Origin of the sequence: Luteimonas salinisoli, from assembly GCF_013425525.1 — a bacterium.
Taxonomy (GTDB): domain Bacteria; phylum Pseudomonadota; class Gammaproteobacteria; order Xanthomonadales; family Xanthomonadaceae; genus Luteimonas; species Luteimonas salinisoli.
Genome location: NZ_JACCKA010000054.1, coordinates 62,073 through 75,763, shown reverse-complemented (window position 1 = coordinate 75,763; position 13,691 = coordinate 62,073). Strand labels below are relative to the sequence as shown.

Below are 13,691 nucleotides of genomic sequence, written 5' to 3'. Positions count from 1 at the left end.
GGCCGACACGGCGACGCGGCATCTTCCGACACCGCGGGGCGGTCGGCTCGGACAGCCGGCCGGCGCCCGCTATAATCCAATGATCCCCTGCCGCTTCCGGCAAGCAATCCCAAGGAATCCTTCATGGCCCGTGGCATCAACAAGGCGATCCTGGTCGGCAATCTCGGCAACGACCCGGAGACCAAATACACCCAGGGCGGCATGGCCATCACCAAGATCAGCCTCGCCACCACCAGCGTCCGCAAGGACCGCGACGGCAACCCGCAGGAGAACACCCAGTGGCACCGGGTCACCTTCTTCGGCAAGCTCGGCGAGATCGCCGCCGAGTACCTGCGCAAGGGATCGCAGGTGTACGTCGAGGGCGAGATCCGCTACGACAAGTACACCGGCCAGGACGGGGTGGAGAAGTACTTCACCGAGATCGTCGCCAATGAGATGCAGATGCTCGGCGGCCGCGGCGAGGGCGGTGGCGGTGGCGGGGGCGACCGCCCCTCGCGACCACCGCGCCAGGAATCGGCCGCGCCGCGGCGGCAGCCGTCCTCGCAGTCGGCGCCGCCACCGGCCGACGATTTCTCCGACGACGACATCCCGTTCTGAGACTCGACGTTTCGCCCTGGTCCCGGTACCGGATCCGTTCAACCCGAGGTGGCAATGTCGACTTGGCTGGTGACAGGCGGCGCCGGATTCATCGGTGCCAATTTCGTACTGCAGGCGGTCGCATCCGGGGTCAGGGTGGTGAACCTCGACCTGCTGACCTATGCGGGCAATCCCGACACGCTCGCTACCCTGCAGGGAAATCCCGATCACGTCTTCGTTCAGGGCGATATCGGCGACCGCCAGCTGGTCGACACCCTGCTGCGGCGGCACCGACCGGACGCGGTGATCAATTTCGCCGCCGAGAGCCATGTCGACCGGTCGATCGACGGGCCTGCCGCATTCGTGCAGACCAATGTCGTCGGCACCCTGGTGCTGCTCGAGGCGGTGCGCGACCACTGGCGTGCGCTCGAGGACGATGCTCGTAGCGCCTTCCGCTTTCTCCACGTCTCCACGGACGAAGTCTACGGGTCGCTCGGGGACACGGGTAAGTTCACCGAGAGCACGCCCTATGCGCCCAATTCGCCGTACTCGGCCTCGAAGGCGGCATCGGACCACCTGGTCCGGGCGTTCCATCACACCTATGGCCTCCCGACGCTGACCACCAACTGCTCGAACAACTACGGCCCCTACCAGTTTCCCGAGAAGCTGATCCCGCTGGTGATCGCCAAGGCCCTGGCGGGCGAGGCGCTGCCGGTCTACGGGGACGGCCGCAACGTGCGCGACTGGCTGTACGTCGAGGACCATTGCAAGGCGATCAGGACGGTCCTCGACAGCGGCGTCGTGGGGGAGACCTACAACGTCGGCGGGGACGCCGAGCGCGAGAACATCGAGGTGGTCAAGACCATCTGCGCGCTGCTCGACCGTCGCCGTCCCCTCGAGGACGGACGCCGGCGCGAGGAGCTGATCGCCTTCGTCGCGGACCGGCCGGGCCACGACCGGCGCTACGCCATCGATGCGTCCCGGATCAGGGATGGACTCGGCTGGCGTCCCGCCGTCACTTTCGAGGAGGGCATCGCGCGTACGGTGGACTGGTATCTCGACCACCAGCCGTGGGTGCGGCGGGTGCTCGACGGCAGCTACCGCCTGGAGCGGATCGGGAGCGCGGCATGACGCAGCGGCGCGGCATCGTCCTGGCCGGCGGGTCCGGCACGCGGCTCTATCCCATCACCCAGGGGATCAGCAAGCAGCTGCTGCCGGTGTACGACAAGCCGATGATCTACTACCCCCTCAGCGTGTTGATGCTGGCCGGCATCCGCGAGGTGCTGGTGATCAACACTCCGCACGAGCAGGCCCTGTTCAAGGCCCTGCTGGGCGACGGCTCGCAGTGGGGCATGCGGATCGAGTACGCCGCGCAGCCGAGTCCGGACGGCCTGGCGCAGGCCTACCTGATCGGACGCGACTTCCTCGACGGGCGGCCGAGCTGCCTGGTGCTGGGGGACAACATCTTCCATGGTCCCGGGCTCAGCGGGTTGCTGCACCGTGCGGACGAGCGCGAGCGAGGCGCATCGGTCTTCGGCTACTGGGTGAACGATCCCGAGCGCTACGGCGTGGCCGAATTCGATGCCGACGGGCGCGTGATCGGCCTCGAGGAGAAGCCCGTCGCGCCGCGGTCCAACTACGCCGTTACCGGACTGTACTTCTACGACGGACGCGCGAGCGATTTCGCGGCCACGCTGGAGCCCTCCGCGCGCGGGGAACTGGAGATCACCGACCTGAGCCGCTGCTATCTGCAGGAAGGCTCGCTGCACCTGGAAAAGCTGGGGCGCGGCTATGCGTGGCTGGATACCGGCACGCATCAGTCCCTGCTGGAGGCGGCGAACTACATCGGCACGATCGAGGCGCGGCAGGGCCTGCGCGTGTGCGCGCCCGAAGAGATCGCCTGGCGCAACGGCTGGATCGACGCCGACCAGCTGCGGACCCTCGCCGCGCCGTTGGCGAAGAACGGATACGGCAAGTACCTTCTCGCGCTGGCCGACAGCCGGATCGTAATGTGAAGATCGTCCGGACGGACCTGCCGGAGTGTCTCGTCGTCGAGCCCCGGGTGTTCGAGGACGAGAGGGGCTTCTTTTTCGAAGCTTTCAGCCAGTGGGCGCTGGCGAGCGAGGGACTCTCGCCGGCATTCGCGCAGGGGAACGTGTCCCTGTCCAGGCGAGGCGTCCTGAGAGGCCTGCACTACCAGTGGCCGAAGCCCCAGGGAAAGTACATTTCGGTGCTGGAAGGCGAGGCCTGGGACGTCGCCGTCGATGTTCGAGCCGGATCGCCGACCTTCGGTCGTTGGACCGCGGTCCTGCTCACCGCGGACAACCGCCGCCAGTTCTGGGTCCCGGAAGGCTTCGCACACGGGTTCGTCGCGCTCAGCGACCGGGTGCTTGTGACGTACCTGTGCACATCGGCCTACGATGCCGCGGCCGATGCAGCGATCCGCTGGAACGACCCCGACCTGGCGATCGACTGGCCCATCGCCCGGCCGCTGCTCTCGGACAAGGACGCGGGGGCGCCGTTGCTCGCGGAGATCGGCGAGGAGCGCCTGCCGCACTACGACGCGCCCAGCGCCAGGGTGCCGCCCGGCTTGATGGGCGCCGGGGGCGCGGGGCGCTGATGCGGATCCTGCTGCTCGGCGCCAACGGGCAGTTGGGTACCGAGCTGCGCCGCAGCCTGGCACCTCTGGGCCAGGTCGCCTGCGCGACGCGCGACGGCACGCTCGCGGGCGACGCTCCCTGCGAGCGCGTGGACCTCGAGGACGCCGCCGGCGCCGCGGAGCTCGTCGCCAGGCTGGCGCCGGATGCGGTCGTCAACGCCGCGGCGTTCACGGCGGTCGACCGCGCCGAAACGGCTGCCGAGACCGCCTTCCGCGTCAACGCCGCGGCGCCTGCCGCGCTGGCCGCTGCGTGCCGTGGGCGCGACGCCCTGCTGATCCACTACTCCACGGACTACGTCTTCGACGGCGAAACCGGCGGCGCCTGGCGCGAGGACGATCCCGTCGCACCGCTCAACGTCTATGGCGCCAGCAAGCTCGCCGGCGAGCGGGCGGTGCGCGCCAGCGGCGCACGCCACCTCGTGCTGCGTACCTCGTGGGTGTACGCGCCGCACGGCCACAACTTCCTGCGCACGATGCTGCGGCTGGCGGGCGAGGGCAGGCCGCTGCGCGTGGTCGACGACCAGTTCGGCGCGCCGACGCCGGCGGGCTGGCTGGCCGACGTCACCGCGCGGCTGCTCGGCTCGCCGCCCGCGCGCTCGGGTCTCTGGCATGCCGCCGCCACCGGCTGCACCAGTTGGCATGGCTTCGCCGCGGCGATCTTCGAGCTGGCGCTGGCGCGCGGACTGCTGGCGCGGCCGCCGGAGCTGCAGACGGTGGCCACCACGGAATACGCAGCGGCCGCGCGGCGCCCGGCGCGCTCCTGCCTGGATTCCTCGCGCCTGGCAGCCGATTTCGGCATCCAGCCGCTGCCGTGGCGCGAGGGGCTGGCGGCAGTCCTGGACGCGATCGCCGCCGCGCCGGATCGCCGGCCCGGATGAATGCGCCGGGAACCCTTCGCAACCGCGGCGCTGGGGCCCGCCCGCCGAGGGCGCTTGCTTCCGCCGGCGACCGCTGACATACACTAGGCCCCTTTCAAGGGTCCAGGACAGGAGGGAAGCATGAGATTCCAGCGAATCGCACTGGCGGTCGCATTGACGGTCTGCATCGGCGGTGCCGCCGCCCAGCAGCCGCAGCAAGCGCAGCAGCAGCAGGCGCAGCAGCAGCAGCAGCAGCAGCCGACGCAGCAGCTCACACCCGAGCAGCAGCAGCAGCTGCAGCGCCAGGACGCGGAGATGACCCGTGCGGCGCAGCAGATCGTGCAGATGATCGACGCCAACCGCACCGGCGAGGTCTGGGAGATGGCGACGGAAGAGGTCAAGCGCATGGTCCCGCGCGACAGCTTCGTGCAGCAGATCACCACCGATCGCGCGCGCCTGGGCGCGCCCGGCAGCCGCGGCAACGCGGTGGTCTCGCGCTCGCAGTTCCAGGCCGGCGGCGAGGTCCCGGAGGGGCTGTACATCAACGTCGCCTTCCCGACCACGTTCGCCAACAACGCCGAGCCGGTGCGCGAACTGGTCTCGTTCCGGCTCGACGAGGACAAGGTCTGGCGCGTCTCCGGCTACAGCCTGCGCTGAGCGCCGGGCGCCCGGTCCACAGGTGACGGGATCCGCCAGGATCCCGTCGTCGTGTCCAGGCCGGGATCGCGCCGCGTGAGCCGCGCCGGCCGCGTCCGGAAGGCACTCCCGCGCGGGCGACCCGACTGCCACGGCCCCTGCCGCCCGGCGGCGCCATCGATCGAGATTCCCGAACCACGATCCCCGAGAGCCGATGACAGACACGCCCGCAGCCCCCCGCAAGTCCGCGATCGACCGTTTCCTCAACGTCGTCGAGGCCGGCGGCAATGCGCTGCCGCATCCGGCCACGCTGTTCGCGATCCTCGCGATGGTGGTGGTGGTGCTGTCGTGGGTATTCTCGCAGTTCGATCTCTCGGTGCAGCATCCGACCACCGGCGAACTGATCACGCCGGTCAACCTGGTGAGCGTGGCGGGACTCCACCGCATCCTCACCGGGCTGGTCACCAACTTCACCAGTTTCGCGCCGCTGGGTACCGTGCTGGTCTCGCTGATCGGCATCGGCGTGGCCGAGCATTCGGGCCTGATCGGCGCGGCGCTGCGGCAGCTGGTGCTGGCCGCGCCGCGTTTCCTGCTGACGCCGGTGATGGTGTTCGCCGGCGTCATGTCCAACATGGCCAGCGAGATCGGTTACGTCTTGCTGGTGCCGCTGGCGGGCCTGGTGTTCCTGGCTGCCGGCCGCCACCCGATCCTCGGCATGGCCGCGGCCTTCGCCGGCGTATCCGGAGGCTATTCGGCCAACCTACTGCTGGGCACCATCGACCCGCTGCTGGCGGGGCTGTCGCAGGAGGCCGCGCAGATCATCGATCCCGCCTACACGGTCAGCCCGGCGGCCAATTGGTACTTCATGATCGTCTCCACCTTCCTGGTCACCGGGCTGGGCTGGTGGGTGACCGAGCGCATCGTCGCGCGGCGTTTTCCCGATGCCCCGAAGGAGGACGGCGGCGGCAGGATCGAGCCGATGACGCGCGAGGAGCGGCGCGGCCTGCTGTTCGCGCTGCTGGCATCGGCGGTGCTCACCGCGCTGGTGGTCTGGGGTACGGTGCCGGCCGACGGGTTCCTGCGCAACCCCGAGGACGGCGACCTGCTCAATTCGCCGTTCCTGCAGGGCATCGTCGCGCTGATCTTCGCCTACGGCGTGGTGGCGGGCGTGGCCTACGGCATCGGCGCGGGCACCATCAAGAGCGACGCCGACGTGATCAAGGGCATGGGCCAGAGCATGAGCACGCTCGGGGTCTACCTGGTGCTGGTGTTCTTCGCGGCGCAGTTCGTGGCGTTCTTCAACTGGACCCAGCTGGGCCTGATCTTCGCCGTCAACGGCGCCGGCCTGCTGGCGCAGATGCAGCTGCCGGGGATCGTGCTGTTCGCCGGCTTCATCCTGCTCACCGCTACCGCGAACCTGTTCATGGGGTCGGCCTCGGCAAAATGGGCGCTGATGGCGCCGGTGTTCGTGCCGATGTTCATGCTGCTGGGCTATTCGCCCGAGCTCACCCAGATCGGGTATCGCATCGGCGATTCCACCACCAACATCATCTCGCCGATGATGAGCTACTTCGCGCTGATCATCGCCTTCCTGCAGCGCTACGAGCCCAAGGCCGGCATCGGCACCGTGGTCGCGGTGATGCTGCCGTACTCGGTGACGTTCCTGATCGGCTGGACCATCCTGTTCTCGATCTGGATGGCGATCGGCGCGCCGATCGGCCCCGGGTCGCCGCTGCAGTACATCCCGGCGGGCTGACCCACGCGACGGCGCGGATGCCGTGCGGCCGCCCCGTCCGACGCGCCGGAACAGCCGATGCCCACCGACCAGCGCCCGTCCGCCATCGCCCTGATGGGCCCCACCGCCTCCGGCAAGACCGCGCTGGCGCTGGCGTGGGCGGAGCGCCTCGGCGGCGAGATCGTGAGCGTCGACTCGGCGCTGGTCTATCGCGGCCTCGACATCGGCGCGGCCAAGCCCGACGCCGCGGAACGGGCGCGGGTCGCGCACCACATGCTCGACCTGCGCCAACCATGGCAGGCCTATTCGGCGGCCGAGTTCGCCGACGACGCGCGCGCGGCGATCGCCGGCGTGCTGGCGCGCGGCCGCATGCCGATCCTCGCCGGCGGCACCGGGTTGTACTACCGCGCCCTGCTGCAGGGCCTGTCGCCGATGCCGCCCGCCGATCCCGGCGTGCGCGCCGACATCTCCGCCGAGGCGCGTGCGCACGGCTGGCAGGCGCTGCATGCACGGCTGGCCGAAGTCGACCCGCAGGCGGCGGCGCGGATCCGCCCCGGCGATGCCCAGCGCATCCAGCGCGCGCTGGAGGTCCATCGCCTCAGCGGCCGCGGCATCAGTGAATGGCAGCGCCGGCCGCCGCTGCAGGCGCGGCTCCCCTGCCGGGTGTTGAAGCTCGCCATCGCCCCGCGCGATCGGAGCCTGCTGCATGCGCGCATCGCGCGGCGCCTCGACGCCATGCTGGCCGCGGGCTTCCTCGATGAGGTGCGGCGCCTGCGCGCGCTGCCGCAGCTGCAGGCGCATCCCGCGCCGCTGGAACTGCCGGCGCTACGCGCGGTCGGCTACCGACAGGCCTGGGAACACCTGGCCAGCGGTACCGGCGTCGCCGACTTCCGCGACCGCGCGATCTTCGCCACCCGCCAGCTGGCCAGACGCCAGCTGACCTGGCTGCGCGGGCAGCTCGACCTGCGCTGGTTCGACCCGGAACAGGACGCCGGGCGCCTGCAGCGGGCCGTCGAGGACTTCCTGGGGCCCGGCGTCCGCGGCTGATTTCGGGGCGGAAACGCGACGCGGCCATGGTTTTTCCGCATCGCCCGCGCAGCGCAGCGCCACGATTTGTGTACCATCGGGAGGTCGCCGCCACGGGGAAAGCGGGTCGGGCGACGCGGCCTGCGGGCCGCCCACAACAATAACCAAGCTGGGGAAACACGATGTCCAAGGGGCAGTCCTTGCAGGATCCTTTCCTGAATGCGTTGCGGCGCGAGCGTGTGCCGGTTTCGATCTACCTGGTCAACGGCATCAAGCTGCAGGGAACCATCGAGTCCTTCGACCAGTTCGTGGTGCTGCTGCGCAATACCGTCAGCCAGATGGTCTACAAGCACGCCATTTCCACCGTGGTTCCGGCGCGCAACGTGCGCGTGGGGCCGGGCGGCGGCCACGTGCAGGCGACGCCGGCCAACGGCGAACCGGCCGAACAGGACGAGGAAGCGGACGCCTGAGCGCGTCCGCCGGCGCCTGACCCCGGCGCCGGCCTGTCCGGCGCAGCAGTGCTTGATAACCCCGCCGGCGGCCCGCATGTCGGGGGTTCACATCGTGCCGCAGGAGGCGCCGCCGCGTGTTCGAACGCAGCCGCAAGGGCGAACACGCCCTGCTGATCCAACCCCACGCCGGTGGTCCGCCCGACCAGGATGCGCTGGAGGAGTTCGCCGATCTCGCGCGCTCGGCCGGCGCCGCCGTGGCGACGCTGATGACCGCGCGCATCGACAAGCCCAACCCCGCCACTCTGATCGGCAGCGGCAAGCTCGAGGAAGTGAAGGCCGCGGCCGACGCCAGCGGCGCCGACCTGATCCTCATCAACCACCCGCTCAGTCCGGTGCAGGAGCGCAACCTGGAGAAGGCGCTGGAGCGCCGGGTGGTGGACCGCACCGGCCTGATCCTCGACATCTTCGCGATGCGCGCGCGCAGCCACGAGGGCAAGCTGCAGGTGGAGCTGGCGCAGCTGCGCCACATGTCCACGCGCCTGGTGCGCGGCTGGACCCACCTGGAGCGCCAGCGAGGTGGTTCGATCGGCCTGCGCGGGCCCGGCGAGACCCAGCTCGAGACCGACCGCCGGCTGCTGCAGAAGCGCGTGGAGCAACTGCAGCGGCGGCTGGACAAGGTCGAGGTGCAGCGTACCCAGATGCGCCGCGCACGGGTGCGCAGCGAAATGCCGCGCGTGGCCCTGGTCGGATACACCAATGCCGGCAAGTCCACGCTCTTCAACGCGCTGACCGGTGCCGGCGCCTACGCCGCGGACCAGCTGTTCGCCACGCTCGACCCGACCGTGCGCAAGATCGTGCTGCCCGGCGGCAACGCGGTGCTGGCCGACACCGTCGGCTTCGTCCGCGACCTGCCGCACGAGCTGGTGGCGGCTTTCCGCTCCACGCTGTCGGAGGCGCGCGAGGCCGACCTGCTGCTGCACGTGGTCGATGCCGCCGACCCGCTGCGCTCCGAGCGCATCGGCCAGGTCGACGCGGTGCTGGCCGAGATCGGCGCGGGCGAGATCCCCCAGTTGCTGGTCTACAACAAGATCGACCGCCTGCCCGCGGCGCGCGCCGCCGCCGATCCCGCGACCGGTTCGCCCGGAGACGCCACTCCCTGGGACGGGCCCGCCGCAGAGCGTTCGCCGCCTCGGTCCATCCTCCCTTCCGGCGAAGACCGTACGCCGGGCGCCCCCGGGGGCCCGGATCCGCGAGCACACGCTTCCGACGACGCTCGCGGCGACGGCGCCTCCATGGCCCCCCGCCACGACCGCCCCCGGGGCGCCGCCGCCGACGAACCGGGCCGCGAGCGGGTGTGGATCTCGGCCCGCGACGGCGCCGGTCTGGAGTTGCTGCGCGACGCCCTGACCGCGCATCTCGGACTGCGCAGGATCGTCGCCGACCTGGCGCTGCCGTCCAGCGCCGGGCGGTTGCGAGCCCGCCTGCACGAACTCGACGCGGTGCGCGGCGAGACCCAGGACGAAGGCGGCTGGCAGTTGCGCATCGACCTGCCGCATGCCGACGCGGCGCGCCTGGCCGCGCAGTCCGACGGCGCACCGCTCCGCTCCCTCCTCGGGGAAGTGCCCGGACGCGGCTGAGCGGGCCATCGCGCGGCCGGTCGCCGCCGGCGGGCGAGCCCACGGCCGCAGGTCCCGGCCGGTGCCGGTCGCGGGCTTCGGCCCATCGGCCGTCCTGCGCTGGGCCCGCCGCGGTGCTGTTCCGCCCGGCGCAGACAGGTGCGCGCCTGGCGCACGGAGGCCGCCGCGCTTGTCTTCGGGCACGGCGGCCCGCACCTTGTAGAATGTGCGTCCCCGCACCGCCTCCGGCTGCGTGCGGGGCGATTCCCAGACTGGAGCAGGCATGGCCTGGAACATTCCCGGCAAGAAGAACAATGGCGGGTCGGGCGGCAACGGCCGCAGCCCCTGGAAGCCGACCGGCGGTGGTCGCGGCGGCGGCGGGGGAGGTGCCTTCGACGGCATCCTCGACGCGCTTCGGCGCCTGCCTGGCGGCGGCGGTGGCGGACCGCTGCGCTGGATCGCCATCGCCCTGGTGGTCTGGCTGCTTTTCAGCTCGTTCGTGCTGATCGGCGAGCAGCAGCGCGGCGTGGTGCTGCGCTTCGGCCAGGCCGCGCGGGTGATGCAGCCGGGTCCCAACTTCAAGATCCCGTGGCCGATCGAGCGGGTGATCAAGGTCAACGCCACCAGCATCCGCACCTTCAGCAATACCGTGCCGGTGCTGACCCGCGACGAGAACATCGTGGTGGTCTCGCTCAACGTGCAGTACCGGGTCGGCGATCCCGAGCTGTACCTGTTCGGCACCCGCGACGCCGAGCGCGTGCTCGAGCAGGTGGCCCAGGGCGTGGTGCGCGAGCAGGTCGGCCGCTCCGACCTGGACACCGTGCTCGGCGCCCGCGGCCCGCTGTCGGCGATCGCCGGCAAGCAGCTGCAGGATTCGCTGGACATCTACCGCACCGGCCTGATCGTCACCGAGCTCAACCTGCAGGATGCGCGCCCGCCGGAGGAGGTGAAGCCCGCCTTCGACGCGGTCAACAGCGCCCAGCAGGTGCAGGAGAGCCTGGTCAACGAGGCACGCGCCTATGCCGCCAAGATCGTGCCCGAGGCGCGAGGCGAGGCGTCGCGCACCAGGACGGTCGCCGAGGGCTACAAGACCGCCTCGATCGCCCGTGCCACGGGTGACGCGATGCGCTTCTCGCTGCTGCTCGACGAGTACCGCAATGCGCCGGAGGTGACCCGCAAGCGCCTGTGGCTGCAGACGCTGGAGGAGGTCCTGGCCGACAACCGCAAGGTGATCGGCGGCGACGGCCGCCAGCTGATCTACGTGCCGATGGGCGGGCAGGGCTCTGGCGGCGGCAGCGGTCCGCCGGTGCTGCCGGCCGAGGTGATCTCGCCCAGCGTCGGCGCCACCCGCGAGCAGCCCGCCCGCACCCAGACCACTCCGCGGCCCACCCGTGGCGAAGGAGGTACGCGATGAGACCCGCCACCCTGGTTCCGGCCCTGATCGTCCTGCTGCTGCTGGGCCTGATGGGCTCGGTGTACGTGGTGCGCGAGGGCCAGGTCGGCCTGGTGCTGCACCTGGGCCGCGTCGCCCGCACCGACATCGGCCCCGGCCTGCACTTCAAGTGGCCGCTGGTCGAGACCGCACGCGTGTTCGACCGCCGCTTCAACGCCCTCGACTTCTCGCCAGAGCGCTACCTGACCTCGGAGCGCAAGGACGTCAGTGTCGACTTCGTGGCGATCGTCTACATCGAGGACGTCGGCGACTTCTACCGCGCCACCGCCGGCGACGAGGCCAACGCCAGCGACCGCCTGGCGCCGATCATCAAGGATTCGCTGCGCAACGAGATCAACGCCCGCACCCTGACCCAGCTGGTGTCCGGAGACCGCAGCGAGGTGATCGCCCGGCAGCTGGAATCGATCAACAAGGGCGCGCAGAACCTCGGCATGCGCATCATCGACATCCGCCTCAAGCAGATCGACCTGCCGACCGACAGCGAAGTGATCAGCCAGGTCTACAACCGCATGCGCGCCGAGCGGAACCAGGTGGCGGCGCGCCTGCGCGCCGAGGGCGAGGAGCAGGCGCGGCAGATCCGCGCCACCGCCGACCGCGACCAGGCGGTGATCCTGGCCGAGGCCGAGCGCGACGCGCAGACCCTGCGCGGCGAGGGCGATGCCGAGGCGACCCGTCTCTACGGCGTGGCCGCCAACCGCGATCCGGCGTTCTTCGCCTTCCAGCGCAGTCTGGAGGCGTACCGCGCCTCGTTCGAGGACGGCAATGCGGTGATCGTGCTCGAACGCGACGATCCGTTCCTGCAATACATGCGCAGCGATCGATGAGCGATCTGTGGGCGGCCCTCTGCCTGGTGGCAGTGCTGGAGGGCCTGGTGCTGTTCGTCGCCCCCCGCGGCTGGAAGCGCGCCGCCGAACAGATGCTGGCGATGCCGGACCGCCAGTTGCGCATCGTTGGCGGCATCGTCCTGGGCGCCGGCGCGCTGGCCCTGTTCCTGGTCCGGGGCGCCTGATCCGGAGCGCCTGAGCCGCGCAGCGGCCGCGACCAAGCGCGCCTGCCGATCCCACCAGGAGCGGCGCCCCCCCGCCCCCCGCGGGAGCGTGCCATGCGCGCGAAAGCCGGCGCGGTCGACTGCTCCCGGGAATCGCCGCCTCGCGGCCGGAGCCACCCGCGGCGCAGCGGCGCACGCAAGGCTGGCATTCCACCGGCAATCCCGGATAATGCACAAAAGCCGGACGGGCGCTTTGCCCGCCGGCTTTTTCCGTGCCGGTCATCCGCGATCCCGCCACTGCGGAGCGCCCCATGGCCGCGAACCCGCGAGCCGCCCGCGCCTCGCGTTCACGCCGTCGCCGGCATGGTCCGCAACTATCGCCAGCCAGGAGTTTCCCCATGGGTCAGTCAGTCGTCGTTCTCGGTGCCCAGTGGGGCGATGAGGGCAAGGGCAAGATCGTCGATCTGCTCACCGAGCGGATCGGCGCGGTGGTGCGCTTCCAGGGCGGCCACAACGCCGGCCATACCCTGGTGATCGGCGGCAAGAAGACCGTGCTGCACCTGATCCCGTCCGGGATCCTGCGCAAGGACGCCCTTTGCCTGATCGGCAACGGCGTGGTGCTCAGCCCGGCGGCGCTGCGCAAGGAGATCGACGAGCTCGAGGCCGAAGGCGTGGACGTGCGCTCGCGGCTGAAGATCAGTCCGGCGACGCCGCTGATCATGCCGTACCACATCGCCCTGGACCAGGCGCGCGAGAAGGCCGCCGGCGGCGCCGCGATCGGCACCACCGGGCGCGGCATCGGTCCCGCCTACGAGGACAAGGCCGCGCGCCGCGGCATCCGCGTGGCCGACCTGCACTACCCGGAGCAGCTGGCCGAGAAGCTGCGCAGCACCATGGACTACCACAACTTCGTGCTGACGAAGTTCCTCGGCGTCGAGGCCGTGGACTACCAGCGGACCCTGGACGAGGCGCTCGAATTCGGCGAGTACGTGCAGCCGATGAAGTCCGACGTGGCCGGCATCCTCCACGATCTGCGCAAGCAGGGCCAGCGCGTGTTGTTCGAGGGCGCCCAGGGCTCGCTGCTCGACATCGACCACGGCACCTATCCCTACGTCACCTCGTCCAACACCACCATCGGCGGCGCGCTGGCCGGCAGCGGCGTGGGCGCGGACGCGATCGACTACGTGCTCGGCATCGCCAAGGCCTACGCCACCCGCGTCGGCGGCGGCCCGTTCCCGACCGAGCTGCACGACGACATCGGCAAGACGATCGCCGAACGCGGCCAGGAGTTCGGCGCCACCACCGGCCGGCCGCGCCGCTGCGGCTGGATCGACCTGGTCGCGCTCAAGCGCGCGGTCGCCATCAACGGCATCAGCGGCCTGTGCATCACCAAGCTCGACGTGCTCGACGGCCTGCCCAGCCTGAAGGTCTGCATCGCCTACCGCTACCGCGGAAAGGAAACCGAGTACGCGCCGCTCGACGCCGGCGGCTGGGACGAGTGCGAGCCGGTGTATCTGGAGTTCCCCGGCTGGCAGGAAAGCACCCACGGCATCACCGAGTGGGGCAAGCTGCCGCCCGCCGCGCGCGCCTATCTGCGCGCGCTGGAGGAGCTGTCGGGCAGCCCGCTGGCGATGGTCAGCACCGGGCCCGATCGCGACGCCAACATCGTGCTGCAGGATCCGTTTGCGTGAGC

14 protein-coding genes are annotated in these 13,691 nt (G+C 70.8%); all 14 read left to right on the top strand.

Annotated elements, in window-relative coordinates:
* The first annotated feature begins 123 nt into the window (after positions 1-123).
* The 14 genes from H0E84_RS08555 to H0E84_RS08490 all read left to right on the top strand — a co-directional run bounded on the left by H0E84_RS08555 (position 124) and on the right by H0E84_RS08490 (position 13,689).
* Entirely contained in the window at positions 124-597 is a 474-nt protein-coding gene (locus H0E84_RS08555) for a single-stranded DNA-binding protein (protein ID WP_180678223.1), read from the top strand.
* A gap of 54 nt (positions 598-651) precedes the next feature.
* The gene (gene rfbB / locus H0E84_RS08550) at positions 652-1,707 is read left to right on the top strand and encodes a dTDP-glucose 4,6-dehydratase (RefSeq protein WP_180678222.1); all 1,056 of its coding nucleotides are present in this window, start codon (positions 652-654) and stop codon (positions 1,705-1,707) included.
* Positions 1,704-2,591 (top strand): glucose-1-phosphate thymidylyltransferase RfbA, encoded by an 888-nt coding sequence (gene rfbA / locus H0E84_RS08545; RefSeq protein WP_180678221.1) that lies wholly within the window; start codon positions 1,704-1,706, stop codon positions 2,589-2,591. Before rfbB ends, rfbA begins: the two co-directional genes overlap by 4 nt.
* Complete coding sequence (gene rfbC, locus H0E84_RS08540; RefSeq protein ID WP_180678220.1) at positions 2,588-3,196, top strand: dTDP-4-dehydrorhamnose 3,5-epimerase; 609 nt, start codon at positions 2,588-2,590, stop codon at positions 3,194-3,196. The genes rfbA and rfbC overlap by 4 nt, the downstream gene beginning before the upstream one ends.
* The gene (gene rfbD / locus H0E84_RS08535; protein WP_180678219.1) at positions 3,196-4,113 is read left to right on the top strand and encodes a dTDP-4-dehydrorhamnose reductase; all 918 of its coding nucleotides are present in this window, start codon (positions 3,196-3,198) and stop codon (positions 4,111-4,113) included. The genes rfbC and rfbD overlap by 1 nt, the downstream gene beginning before the upstream one ends.
* 120 nt (positions 4,114-4,233) lie before the next feature.
* Positions 4,234-4,749: a DUF4019 domain-containing protein gene (locus H0E84_RS08530; RefSeq protein ID WP_180678218.1), complete on the top strand. Its 516-nt coding sequence runs from the start codon at positions 4,234-4,236 to the stop codon at positions 4,747-4,749.
* 193 nt (positions 4,750-4,942) lie between these two features.
* On the top strand, positions 4,943-6,484 hold the full coding sequence (locus tag H0E84_RS08525; RefSeq protein WP_180678217.1) for an AbgT family transporter: 1,542 nt from the start codon (positions 4,943-4,945) through the stop codon (positions 6,482-6,484).
* A 57-nt stretch (positions 6,485-6,541) separates the two neighbouring features.
* Complete coding sequence (miaA, locus tag H0E84_RS08520; RefSeq protein ID WP_180678216.1) at positions 6,542-7,510, top strand: tRNA (adenosine(37)-N6)-dimethylallyltransferase MiaA; 969 nt, start codon at positions 6,542-6,544, stop codon at positions 7,508-7,510.
* A gap of 161 nt (positions 7,511-7,671) precedes the next feature.
* A complete protein-coding gene (hfq, locus tag H0E84_RS08515) occupies positions 7,672-7,959 on the top strand; it encodes an RNA chaperone Hfq (RefSeq protein WP_180678215.1) in 288 nt (95 codons plus the stop codon).
* A gap of 116 nt (positions 7,960-8,075) precedes the next feature.
* Positions 8,076-9,578, top strand: a complete 1,503-nt coding sequence (gene hflX / locus H0E84_RS20450; RefSeq protein WP_345776292.1) for a ribosome rescue GTPase HflX — start codon at positions 8,076-8,078, stop codon at positions 9,576-9,578.
* 262 nt (positions 9,579-9,840) lie between these two features.
* Positions 9,841-10,971, top strand: a complete 1,131-nt coding sequence (gene hflK / locus H0E84_RS08505; RefSeq protein ID WP_180678214.1) for an FtsH protease activity modulator HflK — start codon at positions 9,841-9,843, stop codon at positions 10,969-10,971.
* Positions 10,968-11,834 (top strand): protease modulator HflC, encoded by an 867-nt coding sequence (gene hflC / locus H0E84_RS08500; RefSeq protein WP_180678213.1) that lies wholly within the window; start codon positions 10,968-10,970, stop codon positions 11,832-11,834. The genes hflK and hflC overlap by 4 nt, the downstream gene beginning before the upstream one ends.
* Positions 11,831-12,019: a DUF2065 domain-containing protein gene (locus H0E84_RS08495; RefSeq protein WP_180678212.1), complete on the top strand. Its 189-nt coding sequence runs from the start codon at positions 11,831-11,833 to the stop codon at positions 12,017-12,019. Before hflC ends, H0E84_RS08495 begins: the two co-directional genes overlap by 4 nt.
* Before the next feature lie 377 nt (positions 12,020-12,396).
* Complete coding sequence (locus tag H0E84_RS08490) at positions 12,397-13,689, top strand: adenylosuccinate synthase (protein ID WP_180678211.1); 1,293 nt, start codon at positions 12,397-12,399, stop codon at positions 13,687-13,689.
* Positions 13,690-13,691 lie beyond the last annotated feature (2 nt).